Origin of the sequence: Streptomyces sp. NPDC052496 (genome assembly GCF_040679095.1) — a bacterium.
Classification (GTDB): Bacteria; Actinomycetota; Actinomycetes; order Streptomycetales; family Streptomycetaceae; genus Streptomyces.
Window position 1 is genome coordinate 264,568 of record NZ_JBFAUH010000007.1, and the last position, 17,942, is coordinate 282,509.

17 protein-coding genes are annotated in these 17,942 nt (G+C 73.6%); 6 read left to right on the top strand and 11 right to left on the bottom strand.

Going from position 1 to position 17,942, the window contains the following annotated elements:
• Positions 1–169: 169 nt before the first annotated feature.
• A complete protein-coding gene (gene fabG / locus AB0L45_RS12695) occupies positions 170–874 on the top strand; it encodes a 3-oxoacyl-ACP reductase FabG (RefSeq protein ID WP_365838951.1) in 705 nt (234 codons plus the stop codon).
• A gap of 239 nt (positions 875–1,113) precedes the next feature.
• Here fabG and AB0L45_RS12700 read toward each other — a convergent pair whose 3' ends face one another.
• The 4 genes from AB0L45_RS12700 to ggt all read right to left on the bottom strand — a co-directional run bounded on the left by AB0L45_RS12700 (position 1,114) and on the right by ggt (position 5,925).
• Positions 1,114–1,656: a TetR family transcriptional regulator gene (locus AB0L45_RS12700; protein WP_365839052.1), complete on the bottom strand. Its 543-nt coding sequence runs from the start codon at positions 1,654–1,656 to the stop codon at positions 1,114–1,116.
• A gap of 161 nt (positions 1,657–1,817) precedes the next feature.
• Entirely contained in the window at positions 1,818–3,386 is a 1,569-nt protein-coding gene (locus AB0L45_RS12705) for an amidase (protein WP_365838953.1), read from the bottom strand.
• 89 nt (positions 3,387–3,475) lie between these two features.
• Positions 3,476–3,949, bottom strand: a complete 474-nt coding sequence (locus tag AB0L45_RS12710) for a MarR family transcriptional regulator (RefSeq protein ID WP_365838955.1) — start codon at positions 3,947–3,949, stop codon at positions 3,476–3,478.
• Positions 3,950–4,083: 134 nt separating this feature from the next.
• Positions 4,084–5,925, bottom strand: coding sequence for a gamma-glutamyltransferase (gene ggt / locus AB0L45_RS12715; RefSeq protein WP_365838957.1), 1,842 nt, complete (start codon positions 5,923–5,925; stop codon positions 4,084–4,086).
• Positions 5,926–6,211: 286 nt separating this feature from the next.
• Between ggt and AB0L45_RS12720 the strand changes: the two genes are divergently transcribed.
• Positions 6,212–6,955, top strand: coding sequence for a hypothetical protein (locus AB0L45_RS12720; protein ID WP_365838959.1), 744 nt, complete (start codon positions 6,212–6,214; stop codon positions 6,953–6,955).
• A 69-nt stretch (positions 6,956–7,024) separates the two neighbouring features.
• Here AB0L45_RS12720 and AB0L45_RS12725 read toward each other — a convergent pair whose 3' ends face one another.
• Both AB0L45_RS12725 and AB0L45_RS12730 read right to left on the bottom strand, forming a co-directional pair.
• Positions 7,025–7,879, bottom strand: a complete 855-nt coding sequence (locus AB0L45_RS12725) for an alpha/beta fold hydrolase (RefSeq protein ID WP_365838961.1) — start codon at positions 7,877–7,879, stop codon at positions 7,025–7,027.
• A 123-nt stretch (positions 7,880–8,002) separates the two neighbouring features.
• The gene (locus AB0L45_RS12730; RefSeq protein ID WP_365838963.1) at positions 8,003–9,586 is read right to left on the bottom strand and encodes a carboxylesterase family protein; all 1,584 of its coding nucleotides are present in this window, start codon (positions 9,584–9,586) and stop codon (positions 8,003–8,005) included.
• A gap of 209 nt (positions 9,587–9,795) precedes the next feature.
• Between AB0L45_RS12730 and AB0L45_RS12735 the strand changes: the two genes are divergently transcribed.
• Positions 9,796–10,197 (top strand): DUF1992 domain-containing protein, encoded by a 402-nt coding sequence (locus tag AB0L45_RS12735; RefSeq protein ID WP_365838965.1) that lies wholly within the window; start codon positions 9,796–9,798, stop codon positions 10,195–10,197.
• 124 nt (positions 10,198–10,321) lie between these two features.
• Here the strand turns inward: AB0L45_RS12735 and AB0L45_RS12740 are convergent, their stop codons facing one another.
• Positions 10,322–10,729, bottom strand: coding sequence for a hypothetical protein (locus AB0L45_RS12740; RefSeq protein ID WP_365838967.1), 408 nt, complete (start codon positions 10,727–10,729; stop codon positions 10,322–10,324).
• A 189-nt stretch (positions 10,730–10,918) separates the two neighbouring features.
• Here AB0L45_RS12740 and AB0L45_RS12745 point away from each other — a divergent pair, with 189 nt between their 5' ends.
• The 3 genes from AB0L45_RS12745 to AB0L45_RS12755 all read left to right on the top strand — a co-directional run bounded on the left by AB0L45_RS12745 (position 10,919) and on the right by AB0L45_RS12755 (position 14,500).
• Complete coding sequence (locus AB0L45_RS12745; RefSeq protein WP_365838969.1) at positions 10,919–11,365, top strand: Rrf2 family transcriptional regulator; 447 nt, start codon at positions 10,919–10,921, stop codon at positions 11,363–11,365.
• 151 nt (positions 11,366–11,516) lie between these two features.
• Positions 11,517–12,722: a globin domain-containing protein gene (locus tag AB0L45_RS12750; RefSeq protein ID WP_365838971.1), complete on the top strand. Its 1,206-nt coding sequence runs from the start codon at positions 11,517–11,519 to the stop codon at positions 12,720–12,722.
• A 140-nt stretch (positions 12,723–12,862) separates the two neighbouring features.
• Entirely contained in the window at positions 12,863–14,500 is a 1,638-nt protein-coding gene (locus AB0L45_RS12755; RefSeq protein ID WP_365838973.1) for an alpha/beta fold hydrolase, read from the top strand.
• 23 nt (positions 14,501–14,523) lie between these two features.
• Here AB0L45_RS12755 and AB0L45_RS12760 read toward each other — a convergent pair whose 3' ends face one another.
• The 4 genes from AB0L45_RS12760 to AB0L45_RS12775 are packed head-to-tail and all read right to left on the bottom strand — an operon-like array spanning position 14,524 to position 17,718.
• Positions 14,524–15,390 (bottom strand): amino acid ABC transporter permease, encoded by an 867-nt coding sequence (locus tag AB0L45_RS12760; protein WP_365838975.1) that lies wholly within the window; start codon positions 15,388–15,390, stop codon positions 14,524–14,526.
• Positions 15,387–16,031 (bottom strand): amino acid ABC transporter permease, encoded by a 645-nt coding sequence (locus AB0L45_RS12765; RefSeq protein WP_365838977.1) that lies wholly within the window; start codon positions 16,029–16,031, stop codon positions 15,387–15,389. Before AB0L45_RS12765 ends, AB0L45_RS12760 begins: the two co-directional genes overlap by 4 nt.
• Positions 16,032–16,048: 17 nt before the next feature.
• Positions 16,049–16,960 carry a glutamate ABC transporter substrate-binding protein gene (locus AB0L45_RS12770; RefSeq protein WP_365838979.1) on the bottom strand — a complete coding sequence of 304 codons (912 nt, stop codon included), beginning with the start codon at positions 16,958–16,960 and terminating at the stop codon, positions 16,049–16,051.
• 14 nt (positions 16,961–16,974) lie between these two features.
• Positions 16,975–17,718 (bottom strand): amino acid ABC transporter ATP-binding protein, encoded by a 744-nt coding sequence (locus AB0L45_RS12775; protein WP_365839054.1) that lies wholly within the window; start codon positions 17,716–17,718, stop codon positions 16,975–16,977.
• Positions 17,719–17,942: the final 224 nt, after the last annotated feature.

Sequence of the window (17,942 nt, forward strand, 5' to 3'; positions counted from 1 at the left end):
CTCCCGGTGCCGGTCACCCCATGTGACCGGCAGCGGAGGAGAACGGTCAGTCGGTTTGTGCCAGAGTGACTGACCGCGCGAGGGCAGCCGCACCGCACCGCCCCGCGGACGCACCGCGACCGCCCACCGGCGGGAGCCGGGCGACACCAGCAGCAACCGAGAGGGCCCCATGAGCCGCAGCGTCTTCATCACCGGTGGCAACCGGGGTATCGGCCGGGCGATCGCGGAAGCCATGGCCGCCGACGGGGACAAGGTCGCCGTCACGTACCGCTCGGGCGAGCCGCCCGCCGGTGTCCTGGGCGTCCGGTGCGACATCACCGACCCGGAGCAGGTCGAGGCGGCGTTCCGGCAGATCGAGGCGGCGCACGGCCCGGTCGAGGTGCTGGTGGCCAACGCCGGCATCACCCGCGACGCCCTGCTGATGCGGATGTCCGAGGACGACTTCACGGACGTCGTGGCGACCAACCTGACGGCCGCGTACCGGCTGGCCAAGCGCGCCACCCGCGGCATGCTGCGCGCCCGCAAGGGCCGCATGATCTTCGTCGGCTCGACCGTCGGCCTGCGCGGCGAGGCCGGCCAGGCGAACTACGCGGCGGCCAAGGCCGGACTCGTCGGCCTGGCCCGCTCCCTCGCCCGCGAACTGGGCTCGCGCAACATCACCGCCAACGTGGTCGCTCCGGGCCTCACCCGGACCGACATGGCCACGGCGCTCCCCCAGGACCGCCTGGACGCCATGGTCGAGCAGATCCCCCTCGGCAGGATGGCCCGCCCCGAGGACATCGCCGCGGCGGTGCGCTGGCTGGCCGGCGACGGGGCCTCGTACGTCACCGGGGCCGTCGTCCCGGTGGACGGCGGCGCCGGCATGGGGCACTGAGCCCCGCGGCAGCCGCCCGCTGTCGACCACATCACCCGCGCCCTCCCCGGCGCGGGCCGACAGACCTACCCCCACGAGGGGCGGTGCCGTGAGTGCTTGGACGGGGGTCAGGCACTCACGCACCGGGGGGAGGAGGGGAGCCTGTGAGACGCCGGTCGCCGGCGTCTCACAGGCACAGCGCGCGAGGCGCAGGCGCGGTGCGCGGGACACCGGCCCCGGCGGCCGGTGACCGGCCGGCGTCAGCCGCGCGGCAGCGCCTGCCGTCCGGCCAGGAGCAGCAGCGAGTCGACCAGGTCCTCGGCGGTCGAGCCGGTGGCCAGACGCCGCAGTTGCCGGCCCATGACCAGGGCGACCACGGTGCCCGCCAGCCGCTCCGCGTCGGCGACGCCGAGCGCCGTCAGGATGCGGGCGGCGAGCCGGTCGTACGCGGCGAAGCACTCGGCCGCGGCCGTCCGCAGCCGCTCGTCGCGGCCCGCCTGCACATACAGCTCGAACGGCGCGATGTGCTCGCTGTCGAACTCCGTGCCGCCCGCCACCTGGCCGACCAGCGCGGCGGCCTCGGGCAGCCCGATCCGGTCGAGGCAGCTGTCCTCGGCCAGTTCGGTGAACCGCCGGGTCTCCTCGGCGACGAACCGCAGCAGGCTCTCCCGCAGCAGGTCGTGCTGGGTCGCGAAGTGGTACGTCACCGACCCCAGCGAGACGCCGGCCTCCTTGGCGATGCGCCGGTTGGTGACGGCGGCGATGCCGTCCTGCCCGATGATGCGCAGCACGGCACCGATGATGCAGCGCCGGGTGTCGCCGCCCGCCTGGCCCGGTACGGGCCGGGGGCCGCGCTCCCGGCCCGTACCGGATCCGTGGTCCGGGCCCGCCAGGGAGCCGGAGTCCGGGTCCGTCCTCCCCGCCTGTCCGGCTCCCGTGCCTCTCCGCCCCGCGCCGCGCGCCGTCACCGGTCCACCGCGTCCGCCGGACCGGAACCGCCCGCCGTCCGGAGCCGGCCGGCCGCCGCCTTCAGGCCCCGCACCCGCGCCCGCCCCCGCGTCGAACACCGCTCCCCCCTGCCTTCCATGGCCACCACCGCCCCCTCCCCCACGCTCCCCGCCCCCACCTCGGGCCACCGCTCGTACCACCGCAACTCCGCCTCCAGCTGGGCCGCCAGCGAGATCAGCAGCGGTTCCGAGTGGGCGGGGCCGAGGAGTTGGGCGCCCAGGGGGAGCCCGCCCGCGGTGAAGCCGGCCGGTACGCTGATGCCCGGCCACCCGAGGACGTTCCACGGCCAGGCGTACGGACACGCGGCGATCATGGCCCGGTCCGTCTGCCAGCCGTTCATCCGCGCGAGCGTGCCGATGCGCGGCGGCGGCGCGGCCGTGGTCGGTGTCAGGACGAGGTCGTACGGGCCGAACAGCGCGCCCACCCGCGCGTGCTGCCGCCGCTCCGCCACCCGCGCCCGGCGCAGCACGGGGCCGCCGAGCAGCCGCCCCAGCCGGGCCGCCGCGCGCGTACGGCGGTCCAGGAGCGCGCGGTCGGGCACCCGCAGCGCCCACTCCCGTACGCCGGCCGTGGCCCGGGGCACGAACGCGAGGCCGATGAGCCCGTAGTCCGGTTCGGCCTCCTCGACGTGGTGGCCGAGGCCGGCGAGGGCGCGGGCGAGGGCGGTGACGGCCGTGCGCACCTCGGGGTGGAGCGGTTTGGGCGTACCGGTGAAGGCCGGTTTCCAGGACAGGGCGATCCGCAGCCGTCCCGGGTCGCGGTCGGCCGCGGCGCGTGCCGCGACCGGGCGGGGCCGGTGCGGGTCGCCGTCGTGGTTGCCGGCGGCGGCGTCGAGCAGCAGCGCCGCGTCACGGACCGTACGGGCCAACGGGCCCAGCACCGTGATGCCTTGGAACGCCTCCGCTTCGGGCCAGGTGGAGATCCGGCCGCGCTGGGGCTTGATGCCGACGAGGTGGGTCCAGGCGGCGGGGATGCGGACCGAGCCGGCGCCGTCCGTACCGAGGGCGGCCGGCACCAGCCCGTCGGCGACCGCGGCGGCCGAGCCGCCCGACGAACCGCCGGGCGTGTGGCCGGGGTTCCAGGGGTTGCGGGTGTCGCCGAAGGCGGGCCCCTCGGTGAACGGCCACTGTCCCAGCTCGCAGGAGTTGGTCTTGCCGACGACGACCGCGCCGGCCGCGCGCAGCCGCCGTACGGCCTCGGCGTCGGCGGACTTGGGCGGGAACTCCCCGGCGCACCCGAACGCGGTGGGCTCGCCCGCCACATCGGTGTCGTCCTTGACGGCGACCGGCACGCCGAGCAGCGGCAGCCGCTCACCCGCGGCCAGGCGCCGGTCGGCCGCGGCGGCCTCGGTGAGCGCGGCCTCGGCGCGGACCCGCCGGAAGGCGTTGACCGTGTCCTGGGTGGCGTCGATGCGCTCCAGCGACCGCCGTACCAGCTCGGCCGAGGACACCTGTCCCGCCGCCAGCGCCGCGGCCTGCTCGGCCAGCCCTTCGTACTCCCTGGTGCCGTTGTCCCGTAGGCCCATGGCTCCCCCTCACCGGCACATGTTCGTTCGAACGAACAACTTCGACGGTAACCGGGGGCGGCGCCCGCTTCAACGGCGCGTCCGGGGCGTCACGGCCGGTGCCGGCCCAGTTCCGCGAGGCGGGTCAGGGCCGGCAGCGCGTCGGCGAGCGCCTGCCGTTGCCCGGAGGTCAGCTGGGCCACCAGCGGTTCCAGGTGGCGGGTGCGGTCCGTGTGGCGGGAGCGGCCGATCCGCCGGCCCGCCTCGGTGATGCGGACGAGGACGGCGCGTCCGTCGCTGGGGTCGGGGCGGCGCTCCACGAGTCCGTCGCGTTCCAGGCGGGTGACGAGCTGGGTGATGCCGGGCTGGCTGACCTGCTCGGTCCTGGTCAGGTCGGTCAGCCGCAGCGGCCCGTCGGCGTACGCGAGGGTGTCCAGCACCGACAGGGTGGTGAGGGAGAGTTTCGCCGGTGTGGGGAGCCGGGCGTAGAAGCGGTTGACGTGCTCGACCGCGGTGGCGAAGGCGTCCACGTCCAGGTCGCCGTCCGGGGAGGGGGGCGGGTGGTCGTTCGGGTCGTCGTTCACATCGGGAAACTTATCGTACGGTCAATTAACGTACGTATACTCCCGTTGTGTACCGATTGGGGTGGTACGCAGAGCTCCGCCCTGAGCCTTTACCCGCTTCCCTCGGCCCGCCCCCCTTGGTACGCCCCGACCGCTCACCCCTTGGGCCGTACCACCATCGCCGATCCGCCCCCGCGCCGCTGCTTCTCCGCCGCCGCCAGCCAGCGTCCGTCCGGCAGGCGCTGTACGCCGGTCGCGGCACCGATCTCCGGGTTGCGGGTGAACGTATGGCCGATGGCCTCCAACTGGGCGCGGACCGGGCTGTTCCACAGGCCGGGTTCCAGCTCGGTGGCGGCCGCGTTGCGCTGGCTGGCGCGGGGCGCGGCGATGGCGTCGACCAGCGGCATCCCGCGGTCCAGGTGGTTCAGCAGGCTCTGCAGGACGGTGGTGATGATGGTCGCGCCGCCGGGCGAGCCCAGCGCCACGACCGGGCGGCCGTCCCGCAGCACGATCGTCGGGGACATCGAGGACCGCGGGCGCTTGCCCGGACCCGGCAGGTTCGGGTCGTGCACGGCCGGGTTCGCCGGGGCGAAGGAGAAGTCCGTCAGCTCGTTGTTGAGCAGGAAGCCGCGGCCCGGTACGACGATGCCGCTGCCGCCGGTCTGCTCGATGGTGAGGGTGTAGGCGACGACGTTGCCCCACTTGTCGGCGACGGTCAGGTGGGTGGTGTTCTCGCCCTCGTACGTCGTCGGGGCGGCCCGGCCACCGGTCCCGCAGGGCTGCGGGTGGCGCGGGTCACCGGGCGCCACCGGGCTGGTGAGCACCGCGTCGTCCTTGATCAGGCAGGCCCGGGAGTCGGCGAAACGCTGCGAGGTCAGGCCGCGCGTCGGCACGTCCTCGAACTCCGGGTCGCCGACCCAGCGTCCACGGTCGGCGAAGGCGATGCGGCTCGCCTCGATGTAGCGGTGCAGGTAGTCCTTCTCGCTCAGCTTCGACAGGTCGCTGCGCTCCAGGATGTTGAGCGCCTCGGCGATCGTGGTGCCGCCGGAGGAGCCGGGCGCCATGCCGTACACGTCCAGGCCCCGGTAGCGGGCCCTGGTCGGCGCCTGGCGGCGCACCTCGTACTCCCGCAGGTCCTTCGCCGTCAGGTCGCCGGGCCGTACCTTGCGGCCGGCGCCGGGCCGCACCGGCGGCTGCTGGACGGTCCGTACGACGTCCCTGCCGAGCCGCCCGTGGTACAGCGCGTCGACGCCCTTGTCCCCCAGCTCCTTGTACGTACGGGCCAGGTCCGGGTTCTTGAGGGTGGAGCCGACCACCGGCAGCTTGCCGCCGGGAAGGAAGAGGCGGGCGGTGGCCGGGAAGTCGCGGAAGCGCTCCTCGTTGGCGGCGGTCTGCGCACGGAACGTCTCGTCGACCGTGAAGCCGTCGCGGGCCAGTCTCTCCGCGGGCTTCAGGAGTTCGCGCAGCGGGCGGGTGCCCCACCGGTCCAGCGCGGTGTCCCAGGTCGCGGGCGTGCCGGGGGTGCCGACGGACAGGCCGCTGGTGACCGCCTCGGCGAACGGGACCGGCTTGCCGTTCTCCAGGAAGAGGCCGCTGTCCGCGCTGAGCGGCGCGGTCTCGCGGCCGTCGAGGGTGCGTATGGTGCGGGACTTGGCGTCGTACGAGACGAAGTAGCCGCCGCCTCCGACACCGGCGGAGTACGGCTCGGTGACGCCGAGGGCCGCCGCGGTGGCGACCGCGGCGTCCACCGCGTTGCCGCCCTTGCGCAGCACCTCGATGCCGGCGGCCGAGGCGTCGGCGTCCACGCTGGAGACCGCGCCGCCGTAACCGGTCGCGACCGGCACCTTCGGCGGGGTCTTCGGGGTCTTCGCGGACAGCCCGGCCGGAGCGGACGGCGGGGCGGCGGCCGGTGACTGGGCCGCGGCCGGGACGGCGGTCAGCGAACCGGCGAGCGCGGCGACCACCCCCAGTACGGAAAGGCGTCGGGCAGGTGTCATACGGCGTTCCCTCCTGGCCTGTTCGGGCGGCAGGGGCCGGAGCCTACCTGCGTGATCACGGGGGCGACAGGGGGCGCGAGGGCAGGGCGCGAAAGGGGCGCGAACGGCGGAACGGCCGCCGGTGCGCAACGGTACGGGCCGCCGCACAGCGGACGGCGCTCCCATGTCCGTACGGGCCGCCGCACAGCGGGCGGTGCGCCCATGTCCGTACGGAACCGGGCAAGGCAGCCCAGCCGCCCGCCCCGCGTTCGAACACACTCCCGGACAGCCGCTACGCTCCCCCGCCATGGACCACACCCTGCTCCTCGTGATCGTGGCGGCGGCCGCCCTCGCCGCGGGCGCCGCGGCCGGCTGGGCCGCGCACACCGCCGTGGCGCGCCGCAAGCTGAGCCGCGAGCAGAGCTTCTTCGGGCTGCCCGACGGGTCGGAGTGCGTGCTGGTCACCCACCGGGACAGCACGTCGGCCCACTGGAGCATCCCGCGGCACGACGCGCTCGCCCTGCTCGGCCTGGCCTCGGTGGTGGAGACGTGCGGGGCGCACGCGGAGGTCGCGCCGCACGACACCGGACTCCAGGGTTTCGGCGCCCGCACCGAGTTCTGTGTCGGTGACCCGACCGCGCACCGGCGCCTCGCGGCTCACCTGGCGAACCTGCTGCCGGGCGTCGCCGTCCACCCCGGTGACGAACACGGCATCGGGCGCGGGACGTTCGCCGTCGGCGGCTCGACGTACCGGATGGAGCCCGGCGCGGTGGAGTACGTGCTGCTGGCCCGGCTCACCGCCGTCGCGAGCGGCCGGCCGGTCTTCCTCGCGGCCGGGCAGCGCCCGGTCACCCACCGCGCCGCCGTCCGCCACCTGGTGCGCAACCGGGCGCGGCTGGCCCGCAAGTACGGCACCGACGGGCAGTTCTGCCTGCTGCTGAAGGTCGTCAACTCGCAGGCGTACGGGCCCGACGTGGTGGAACTCGTCGCCGACGTGACGAAGGCGGCGCTGGCGCCGGCCGAGCCGAAGGGCCACCGGGCCGGCGTGTAGGGCGAAGGCCCACCCCGCCGCGAAGGCCCGCCCCGCCGGGCGCGATCACGGCCCGGTTCCGCCCCCGTCTCAGCCGGGCGCCAGGGTTCCCTGCCCGAGGAACGCCCCCACCCTCGCGTTGATCTCACCCGCCGCCTGATGCTGCATCCCGTGGTGGCTGCTGCCGGGCAGGACCGTGATCCCCGCATCGGGAAGCAGCGCCGCGGCGGCCTTCGCCACCCGCCCGGCATCGTGGGGGCGGCCGCGGCCGGCCAGCACGACCAGCACCGGTGTCCGCAGCGCGCGCAGAGCCTCCGCCGCCGGCCGCGGCCCCGCGACGGGCCGGGCCTTGTCGAAACCGGCCGCCGCCTCCTGCAACCGCAGCCAGGCGGGGTCCAGCGGCGCGCCGCCGCTCTCCCAGCGCAGGAACGAGCGGACGCGCGCGGGGCTCGGCGCGAGCAGCGTCGGCAGCGCCCGCAGCAGGTACCCGGGCCGGTACCCGGCGAAGCAGCCGGTCGGGTCGAGCAGGACGAGGCGGCTGACCCGGGACGAGGCCAGGGCGTGGTGGAGGGCGATCCAGGCGCCGTAGGAGTGCCCGGCGAGGGCGGCCCGTCCGACGCCCAGGCCGTCCAGCAGCGCGTCGAGCCACCGGACGAGGTCGGCGACGCTGCTGATCCGCCGTCCCCCGGCCGGGCGGCTGAGGCCCACGTCGCCGATCAGGTCGACGGCCAGCACCCGGTGGGTGCGGGACCATGCGGGGATGTTGGCGGACCAGGCGGCGGACGAGTCCCCGCCGCCGGGCAGCAGGAGCAGCGGCGGGGCCCCTTCCGGTCCGGCGCGGTTGACGCGGGTGACGCCGAACGGCGTACGGATGTCGAGGCGTTCGACGTCCCCGCCCCAGGTGGCGAGCGCTTCCTCGTACGCCTCGGTGAACGTTCCGTGCATCGCGGTCTCCCCCGCTCGGCGCTTGTCCCGCTCCGTTTCCTCACCGGCCCCCACGAGGCCGTACGGAACCGGGCGCGCCGGAAGACGCGCGGGGGGACGGCGGCCGGGGCCCCGGCCCCGCGCTCACCCGAAGTACATCACCTCGGGCGCCGGCCCGCCGAGGTACGGCCGCCAGTCCGCGAGCCCCGGCCCGTTGGGCGTGCCGGTGGCCGCGAAGGCGGCCAGCGCGCCGCCGAACGCGCGCGCCAGCCGGCGGTCCTCCGGGCCGGTGCGTCCCAGCATCGGGCTCCGCGGGTAGGCGTCGAAGGTACCGAACAGGAACGGCAGTTCCGCGCAGTGGGTGGCGCCCAGCGTGCCGTCGTCGCCGTCCGGGGCCCGGTCGAAGCGGTAGACGTACGCGGGTGTGCCCTGCGCGGCGCGCTGCTCCGCGATGCGGGTGGCGCCGTCCCGGAACATCCAGCCGGTGGCCGCCTCGGTCAGCAGGTCCGCCGGTGACGCGTCCGGCCGCAGCCGCGCCAAGTCGTCGTACGCGACGGCCGCCTCGGCACGGCCGCCGTCGCGGAAGTCGCCGCGGGCGTCCTCGCACATGATCCGCAGGACGTCGTCCCGGGTGCAGGCCCGGGCCGCCGCGTCGAACGCCAGGAACGCGGTCATCTCGTCCCGTACCGTGCCGATCAGCAGCTCGGTGCCGCCCAGGGCGCCGTCCGCCACGGCCTGCCGGAGCGCCACCGGCAGGCCGGTGCCGCCGAGCACCGGGTACATGGGCGGCGCGAGGCGGCCCGGGCGGGCGCGGTCCGCCGCCAGCCGGGCGTACGCGGCGAGCAGCCGCTCCACCGGCAGGGCACGCAACTCCCGCAGTGCGGCCGCCTCGTTGCCGGGCACGGCCGCCTTGTCGGGCACGTCCAGCAGGCGCAGGAAGTCCGCCGTGGTCTCGGCGGCCGCGGCCGGGTCCTGGGGCGGCATTCCCCACGGCCCGCTCTGTGCGACGACCCGGCGCACCAGGCCGCGGGTGGGCTCGGCGACCGCGAGGGACAGGGCCGCGTACGCGCCCGCCGACTGGCCGCCGACGGTGATGCGGCCGGGGTCGCCGCCGAAGGCCGCGATGTTCTCGTGCACCCAGCGCAGCGCAGCGGCCTGGTCCTGGAGGCCGAGGTTGGCCACTCCGGCCTCGGGCAGGAAGAGCCAGCCGAGCGGGCCGACACGGTAATTGGCGGTGACCACGACGAGGTCGCCGAGCGCGGCGAGCCGGGCGCCGTCGTACCAGTCCCAGCCGCCGCAGCCGCTGGTGAAACCGCCGCCGTGGAACCACACCAGCACGGGCCGGCCCGCGTCCGGCGCGTCGGCCGGGCTCCAGACGTTCAGGGTCAGGCAGCCGTCCTCGTCCCAGTCGGGCGTCCGCGCCCCCATCACGCGCTCCAGGCGTGACGGGCCCTGCGGCACGGCGGGTCCGGGACGCGCCGCGTCCCGTACGCCGGTCCAGCCCTCGTGCGGGCGCGGCGGCGAGAAGCGCAGCGCGCCGGCCGGCGAGGCCGCGTACGGGATGCCGCGGAAGGCGGCCACCGCCGGGGCGTCCGCGGGGCTCGCCGCTCCGGCGCCCGCCGGCCGCCGCACCGCGTCCGCCTCGTCGTCCGCCACCGGGGCCGGCGCGCCGCGCACCCGGCCCCGCTCCGTCCGCACGCTCCGCCACCACTCGCCAACTGCGGCCATCGGCTCCGCCTTTCCTCCGGTTCGGCCCCCGCGCAGTTTCTGTTCTACGCGACCGGCAGCCGCCCGCGTACGCGTCGTCACCGTCCCGCGCCGCGGCCTCCCGTCTCCGGCCGCGCCCGGGACATCCCGGTGTGGTAATCCTGTAGCGACGGCTCCGCCGCGCGAGGGCCGTGGGTGACCGGCTGCATCCCCACCCGAGGGAGTCCGTGATGACCGAGCGCAAGCCCCCCGGCGTCAGCTTCGAGACCTGGACCGACCGGCAGATCCGCGAGGCCACGGAGCGCGGTGACTTCGCCGGCCTGCCCGGCTTCGGCAAGCCGCTGACCGGTCTCGACAAGCCGTACGACGCCATGTGGTGGGTCAAGGAGAAGATGAGCCGGGAGAACCTCTCCTTCCTGCCGCCGACGCTCGCGCTGCGCAAGGAGGCCGAGGACGCGCTGGAGGCCGCGCTGCGGGCCCCTTCGGAGCGGGCGGTGCGGCGCGTCGTCGGCGAGATCAACACGAAGATCCAGGAGGCGGTCCGGCAGCCGCCGCCCGGCCCGCCGCTCGGCCTGGAGCCGTACGACGTGGAGAGCGTCGTCGCCGACTGGCGCGCACGGCACGGGAAGTAGCCCGGCGCCCGCGCCGTACGGCAGCGGTGAGGCGCCACACCGCGAACGTGTGGCGCCTCACCGGTGCCGTACGGCCGGTCCGCCCCGTGCCACTTCCGGTCCGCGGGCCGGCCGGGGACAGTTCTTACGGACGCAACGCCTCCCGCACCCCGCGGCAGGCGTCGAGTGCGCGGGTCGTGGCCTGGGTGCACAGGCGGCAGTGTTCGTGGCTGCCGGCGTGTGCGCGGCACAGTTCGTTGCTGCGTTCGCAGGCGACGGCGCAGGCGTCGAGCTGCGCGGCCAGCAGCCGGGTCTCCGCGCCGCCCTCCCGCAGCAGCAGCCGCAGGGTCGTCCCCACGACGTCGTGGCAGTCCAGGTCGGCGCGGACCGCTTCGCGCATCCGGTCCGCCTCGTCGGACGCCGACATGCCCGTGGCGCAGACGAGGACGGCCTTCTCGCACTCGGCGAGGGCGTCGGTGGCCGGGGCCAGCACGTCGGTGCCGAGCCGGGCCTTGGTGGTGATGCTGTCGAGAAGGGTGCGGGTCGGGAGCATGGCGGCCTCCAGGCGTGATGGATCCGGGCCGGTTCCGGCACCGCATCCCGGCGGCCGGAGGGTGGCCCGTGGATGCCCTTCGGCCCGACCGTACCGCTGCCCGGCGCGGCGGAACAGGCGCGCGGCCGTCCGTTCCGTCCGCCGCACCCCAAATTGGCATCGGAAAATCCAATTCAGTACGGTGTGCTCGTGCGACTGACGAAGAGCACCGACATCGCGCTCCGCATCGCCATGCGGCTGGCGGTCCTCGAAGGCCGGGGCGACGCGCCGACCACCCGCGAGGTGGCCGGCGCCGTCCAGGTCCCGTACACGCACGCCGCCAAGGTGGTGAGCAGACTCCAGCACCTGGGCGTCGTGGAGGCACGGCGCGGACGCAACGGGGGCCTGTCCCTGACCCCGGAGGGCCGCACCGGCTCCCTGGGGCGCCTGGTGCGCGAACTGGAGGGCGTCGGCGACGTGGTGGGGTGCGAGGACGATCCGCCCTGCCCGCTGCGCGGGGCCTGCCGTCTGCGGGGCGCCCTGCGCGCCGCGCAGGAAGCGTTCTTCGCCTCGCTCGACCAGCTGTCCATCGAGGACCTGGTGGGCACCCCGACCGGCCCTCTGCTGCTCAGCCTGACGCCCCGGCCGGAGGGCTGAACGGCCCTACCGCACCCCCCTGTCCCGGCTCGTACGCTTGCGGAGAAATGCGAATCTGAGATGCAAGTTATTGGCGTCACAGCACGTCGCAGCGCCCTCCCCAGCAGCCGAGCCGTCAGCACATCCCAAGAAACAAGAACCGGAGCATCCGATGTTGTCGTCCCAGTCCGCCGAGACCGTCCGTGCCACCCTGCCCGCGGTCGGAGCAGCCATCGGTGAGATCACCCCGCTCTTCTACGACAAGCTCTTCGCCGCCCACCCCGAGCTGCTCCGCGACCTGTTCAACCGCGGCAACCAGGCCAACGGCAGCCAGCGCCAGGCACTCGCCGGCTCCATCGCCACCTTCGCGACGTACCTGGTGGAGCACCCGGACGAGCGTCCGGACACGATGCTGGAGCGCATCGCGCACAAGCACGCCTCGCTCGGCGTCCGCGCCGACCAGTACCCGATCGTGCACAAGCACCTGTTCGAGGCCATCGTCGAGGTCCTGGGCGACGCGGTCACCGAAGAGGTCGCGGCGGCCTGGGACGAGGTGTACTGGCTGATGGCGAACGCCCTGATCGCCGTCGAGAAGCGCCTGTACGAGGCCGCGGGCGCGCCCGACGGGGACGTCTGGCGGGAGTACCGCGTCGTCAGCCGCCTCCAGGAGACCGAGGACGTGGTGACCTTCGTCGTGCGGCCGGTGGACGGCGCCCCGGTCCCCGCTTCCCGGCCCGGCCAGTACGTCTCCGTACAGGTGCGGCTCGCCGACGGCGCCCGGCAGATCCGCCAGTACAGCCTGTCGGGGCAGCCGGACGGCGCTCTGCAGTTCTCCGTGAAGCGGGTGGCCGGCGACGCGGCCGGCTCGCCGGCGGGCGAGGTCTCCCACCACCTGCACGCCCACGTGCGCGACGGCGAAGTCCTCCGCGTCAGCGCCCCGTTCGGCGACGTGGTGCCGGAGGAGAGCGACCGCCCGCTGCTGCTGGCCTCGGCCGGCATCGGCTGCACGCCCATGATCGGCATCCTGTCCCGGCTCGCCGCCGACGGCTCCGCCCGCCGCGTGCTGTCCGTGCACGCCGACCGCTCCCCCGCCACCCACGCCTTCCGTGCCGAACTGCGGCAGCTGACCGAGAAGCTGGGCAGCGCCACGGCCGACGTCTGGTACGAGCAGCCGGACGCCGCGGAGGGCGACGAGCCCGCCGTCACCCGCCACGAGGGCCGGATCGACCTGAGCCGGATCGACATCCCGGAAGGCACCGTCGCCTACCTCTGCGGCCCGGTGCCCTTCATGAAGGCCGCCCGCGACCAGCTGCTGACGGCGGGTGTGGCCGCTGCGGACATCCACTACGAGGTGTTCGGCCCCGACCTGGGTCTCTGACCTGGACGTGCGCCCGGCCCACCGGCCGGGCGCACCGCCCGCCCCGGCGTTACCCATCCGTGACCTACCGACGGGTTACCAGCGGTAAGAAGCGCACCTTACTCTCCAGTACTTCAGCCTTGAAGCACTAGGAGCAGTAGATGTCGCCCTCCCGCACCATGCTGCGCACCACCATCGGCACCGTCTCCGCCGCCGTGCTCGCCACCACCACCCTCGCGGGCGCCCCCCTGGCGCACTCCGCCACCGCCGCACCGCACGCCCCCGCCACGAGCGCGCCCACGGCCGGTGCCGGCACGCAGCAGGAGCTCGCGGCGAAGTTCCCGGACGTGAAGTTCGTGGACATCGAGGGCGACGGCGGCATCACCCTGAAGGCCAACGTCTTCACCCCGGGCGACGCCGTACCCGGCCGCCGCTACCCGCTGGTGGTGCTCCCCACCAGCTGGGCCGTGCCGCAGATCGAGTACGTCGTACAGGCCAAGAAGCTCGCCGACGCCGGGTACGTGGTGGTGGGCTACAACTCCCGCGGCTTCTGGCAGTCCGGCGGGCAGATCGAGACGGCCGGTCCCCCGGACATCGCCGACGCCTCCAAGGTCATCGACTGGGCACTGGCCCACACCCCGGCCGACCCCGCGAAGGTGGGCATGGCCGGCGTCTCGTACGGCGCCGGCATCAGCCTGCTGACCTCGGCCTTCGACAAGCGGATCAAGGCGGTCGCGGCGCTCAGCGGCTGGGCCGACCTGATCGACTCGATCTACAGCGGCCGCACCCAGCATCAGCAGGCGGCCGCGCTGCTGGGCGGCGCCGGCGCCCTCACCGGGCGCCCCAGCCCGGAGCTGAAGACCATCCTCAAGGACTTCCTCGCCTCCAACCTGGCCAAGGAAGGCGACATGCTCAAGTGGGGCGCCAAGCGGTCCCCGGTCACCTACCTCGACAAGATCAACGCCAATGGCGCGGCGATCATGCTGGGCAACGCCTGGGGCGACTCGCTCTTCCCGCCCAACCAGTACGCCGACTTCTACGAGAAGCTCAAGGGCCCCAAACGGCTGGAGTTCCGGCCCGGCGACCACGCCACCGCCGAGGGCCTGGGCCTGCTCGGTCTGCCGAACGACACCTGGGACCACACCAGACGCTGGTTCGACCATTACCTCAAAGGCGCCGACAACGGCGTCGACCGTGAGGCGCCCGTACAGCTGAAGTCCCGCTCCACCGGGGCCTACGAGGGCTATCAGAGCTGGCAGGACGTCCCCTCCGGCAGCCGCCGCATCGAGCTGAACGGCACCCAGCGCATCCGTACGAACCGGGACTCCGGCGCCAACGGCGGCACGGTCTTCCTCTCCAGCCTGCTGGACCAGTTCTTCCGGCTGCCACCGATGGCCTCGATCCCGCTGCTGCCCCGCTCGGCCGCCGCCGTGTGGCAGTCCGAGCGGTACACCTCCGCGCAGCACGTACGCGGTACGGCGAAGCTGCACACCACCGTCACCAGCACCGCGGAGAGCGGCACCGGCATCGCCTACCTGTACGACGTGGGGCCGCTCGGCCTCGGCAAGCTGGTCTCGCACGCGCCGTTCACCTTCCACGGCAAGGCGCCGGGCACGCCGTTCGGCGTGGACCTGGAGCTGTTCTCGACGGCGTACGACGTCCCGGCGGGCCACCGGCTGGCGGTGGTCGTGGACTCCGTGGACCCGCTCTACATCGAGCACAACCCGTCCGGCGCCCAGCTGACCTTCTCCTCCCCCGCGGACGACCCGTCGTGGGTGTCGGTGCCGGTACGCGACTGAGAGCCCGTGCACCGGGCCGGGGATCAGTGCTGCTGCTGCGCGCCGGGCAGCAGCGTCCCCGGCTCGGGCGCGTTCACGTCCACCGCGTCCGTCTTCGGACTCCTGCGCTGCCGCTTGGCGACCCGGTGGGCACACCACGACAGCAGCATGCACAGGCCGATGTAGATCGGCGAGACGATCATGACGACCGGGATGAACGGCAGGTCGTAATCGAGGTTGGAGGCGATCAGCTTGCCGGCGTGCAGGAACTCCTCGTAGGTGATCAGGAAGCCGAGCGAGGTGTCCTTCAGCGCGACGACCAGCTGGCTGATGATCGTGGGCAGCATGGCGCGGACCGCCTGCGGCACCAGGACATGCGTCATGACCTGCGTCTTGCGCATCCCCAGCGCGTACGCGGCCTCCCGCTGTCCCCGGTCGACGGAGTGCACGCCGGCCCGGAACACCTCGGCCAGCACCGAGCCGTTGTACAGCGTCAGCCCCGCGACCAGCGCGTACAGCGGCTCCGCCTGCAGCGCCACGTACACGAAGAAGATCATGACCAGTACGGGCATCGCCCGGAAGAACTCCACCAGCAGCGTGCTCACCCAGCGGACCGGCGCATGGTCCGAGAGCCGCCCGGCGGCCAGCACCGCGCCCAGCACGAGCGAGAGCGCGGCGGCGATCGCGAACGCCTTGAGCGTGTTGCCCAGCCCTTCGAGCAGCAGCTCCTGAATGCCTTGGTAGGCGAACGGGGACCACTTGCGCGCACTGAACTGGCCGGTGTCGACCAGCAGGTACCCGACCCAGGCCAGAACGGCGAGGATCACCACGGTCGCCGCGATCCCGTAGAGCCGGTGCCGGCGCCTGGTGCGCGGTCCGGGGACGTCGTAGAGGGCGGTGGTGGCGGTCATCGGGGAATCCCCCAGCGCTTTTCCAGCACGTTGAACAGCGCGCTGATGGTCAGGGTCACGATCAGATAGCCGACGGCGATCCAGACGAAGGTCCAGATGATGCTGTAACCCAGCTCGTTGAGCGTCTTGTAGGTGCCGAGGAGTTCGACGACGCTGAAGGAGCCGGCGATCGCGGAGTTCTTGGCGAGCGCGATGAGCGTGGAGCCGACGGGCGGGATGACCGTACGGAACGCCTGCGGCAGCACCACGTCGCCCAGCGTCTGCGAGAAGGTCATACCGAGGCTGCGGGCCGCCTCGCCCTGGCCCACCGGGACGGTGTTGATGCCGGAGCGCACCGCCTCGCAGATGAAGGCGGAGGTGTAGCAGCCCAGCGCGAGGACGGCGAAGACCTTGAAGGGCAGGACCACGCCGAAGCGCGGCAGGCCCAGCAGCACCGCGAAGAACAGCAGCGTCAGCGGCGTGTTGCGCAGCACCGTCACCCACACGGTGCCGAACACCCGCAGCGAGCCGACCGGCGCCACCCGGAAGGCCGCCATCAGCACCCCGACGACGAGCGCGAGCAGCGAGGCGAGGACGGTCAGTTCGACGGTGCCGAGCAGGCCCTCCCCGTAGAGCGAGAAGTTGTCCACCAGTACGTTCATCCGGTCGGTCCTCGTCCTCAGCTCGCCGGGTAGCGGTCGATCGCGGGTGGCCGCGGAGCGCGGACGCCGGACAGGCCCAGCGTCGCGTCGTACGCCTTCTTCCAGTCGCCGTTCTTCTCGTGGGCGGCGAGCGCGTCGTCCAGCGCGAGGCGCAGCGCGGTGTCGCCGCGCGGCACACCGATGCCGTACGGCTCCTCGGAGAACGGCCGGCCGGCCAGCTTCAGCTCGTCGGGCACCTTGGCCGCGTAGCCCATGAGGATCGCGTCGTCGGTCGTGACGGCGTCCACCTGATAGGTGAGCAGGTTGTCCACACACACCGAGTACGTGTCGTACGCGACCAGGTCGGCCTTCGGGTAATCGGCCTTGATGCGCTGGTACGGCGTGGAACCGGCCGCCGAGCAGACCTTGCGGCCCGCCAGGTCCCCCGGCCCGTCGATGCCCTTCTGATCCTTGCGCACCAGCAGGCCCTGCCCCGCCATGTAGTACGGCCCCGCGAAGCCCACCTGCTGCTTGCGCTTGGCGTTGATGGTGTAGGTGCCGACGTAGTAATCGATCTGGCCGTTCTGCAGGGCCGTCTCACGGTTGGCGGAGGAGATGGTCTTGAACTGGATGCTCTTCGGGTCGAACCCGAGAGAGGCCGACAGCATCTTGGCGATCTCGACGTCGAAGCCGGTGTACGTGCCGGAGGCCGGGTCACGCTCGCCCATGTACGGCTGGTCCTCCTTGGCGCCGACGACCAGCCGGCCGCGGCTCCTGGCCTTGCGCCAGGTGGCGGAGGCGGGCAGCTGGAACCCCTCGGCGATCGCGTAGCGCGGCAGTTCGCTGCCCTTGGGGCCCTTGACCGGCGGGCTGCCGGGCTTGCCGCAGCCGGCAGCCAGCAGGGCGGCGGTCAGCGCGAGCGCCACGAGGGCGGTTCGGGTCTGGTGCATGGCGGCGCCCCCGGTCAGTGCTTGAGGATCTTGGAGAGGAAGTCCTTGGCGCGGTCGCTCTCGGGCGCGGTGAAGAAGTCCTCCGGCGTACGGTCCTCGACGATCCGGCCGTCGGCCATGAAGACGACACGGTTGGCCGCGGAGCGCGCGAAACCCATCTCGTGGGTGACGACGACCATCGTCATGCCCTCCTGAGCGAGCTGCTGCATGACCTCCAGCACCTCGTTGATCATCTCCGGGTCGAGGGCGGAGGTCGGCTCGTCGAACAGCAGGGCCTGCGGCTCCATGGCCAGCGCGCGGGCGATGGCCACCCGCTGCTGCTGCCCGCCGGAGAGCTGCGCCGGGTACTTCTCGGCGTGCGCGGCCAGGCCCACCCGCTCCAGGAGCCGGCGCGCCCGCTGCTCGGCCTCCTCCTTCTTGCACTTACGGACCTTGACCGGCGCGAGCATCACATTGGCCAGCACACTCTTGTGGGCGAAGAGATTGAAGGACTGGAAGACCATGCCCACTTCGGCACGGAGTCTGGCCAGCTCCCGCCCCTCCTCGGGAAGCGGGTGGCCGTCCAGGGTGATGGTGCCGGACTCGATGGGTTCCAGGCGGTTGACGGTGCGGCACAGGGTCGACTTGCCGGACCCGGAGGGCCCGATGACGACGACCACCTCACCGCGGCCGACGGTGAGGTCGATGTCCTGGAGGACATGGAGTTTCCCGTAGTACTTGTTGACCCCGCGCAGCTCGATCAGCGCATCACCGGCCATGTGCAGCCCGCTCACTCTCATCCGTACCGCCAGGACACCGCAGGACCCCGCAAACTACCCGCCCGAAAGCAGCACTTTTCCCCTGACACGCATGAATGCCCCGATAATCCCCGATTACCCGGCAAAGTACCCACGCCCGCCCGGCCCCGGCCTCCGGCCCGGACCCCTGCCCGGCGCCACTCCCCTAGGTACACAGAGCCTGCCTGCGTACCTAGCCTGTGGGG

Bases quoted from the DNA above. Each gene is read 5' to 3' on its own strand.
- AB0L45_RS12725 (WP_365838961.1), bottom strand. From the start codon at position 7,879: ATGCACGGAACGTTCACCGAGGCGTACGAGGAAGCGCTCGCCACCTGG.
- AB0L45_RS12755 (WP_365838973.1), top strand. From the start codon at position 12,863: ATGTCGCCCTCCCGCACCATGCTGCGCACCACCATCGGCACCGTCTCC.
- AB0L45_RS12705 (WP_365838953.1), bottom strand. From the start codon at position 3,386: ATGGGCCTACGGGACAACGGCACCAGGGAGTACGAAGGGCTGGCCGAG.
- AB0L45_RS12750 (WP_365838971.1), top strand. From the start codon at position 11,517: ATGTTGTCGTCCCAGTCCGCCGAGACCGTCCGTGCCACCCTGCCCGCG.
- AB0L45_RS12770 (WP_365838979.1), bottom strand. From the start codon at position 16,960: ATGCACCAGACCCGAACCGCCCTCGTGGCGCTCGCGCTGACCGCCGCC.
- AB0L45_RS12740 (WP_365838967.1), bottom strand. From the start codon at position 10,729: ATGCTCCCGACCCGCACCCTTCTCGACAGCATCACCACCAAGGCCCGG.
- AB0L45_RS12720 (WP_365838959.1), top strand. From the start codon at position 6,212: ATGGACCACACCCTGCTCCTCGTGATCGTGGCGGCGGCCGCCCTCGCC.
- AB0L45_RS12775 (WP_365839054.1), bottom strand. From the start codon at position 17,718: ATGGCCGGTGATGCGCTGATCGAGCTGCGCGGGGTCAACAAGTACTAC.
- AB0L45_RS12735 (WP_365838965.1), top strand. From the start codon at position 9,796: ATGACCGAGCGCAAGCCCCCCGGCGTCAGCTTCGAGACCTGGACCGAC.
- AB0L45_RS12765 (WP_365838977.1), bottom strand. From the start codon at position 16,031: ATGAACGTACTGGTGGACAACTTCTCGCTCTACGGGGAGGGCCTGCTC.
- AB0L45_RS12760 (WP_365838975.1), bottom strand. From the start codon at position 15,390: ATGACCGCCACCACCGCCCTCTACGACGTCCCCGGACCGCGCACCAGG.
- AB0L45_RS12730 (WP_365838963.1), bottom strand. From the start codon at position 9,586: ATGGCCGCAGTTGGCGAGTGGTGGCGGAGCGTGCGGACGGAGCGGGGC.
- fabG (WP_365838951.1), top strand. From the start codon at position 170: ATGAGCCGCAGCGTCTTCATCACCGGTGGCAACCGGGGTATCGGCCGG.
- ggt (WP_365838957.1), bottom strand. From the start codon at position 5,925: ATGACACCTGCCCGACGCCTTTCCGTACTGGGGGTGGTCGCCGCGCTC.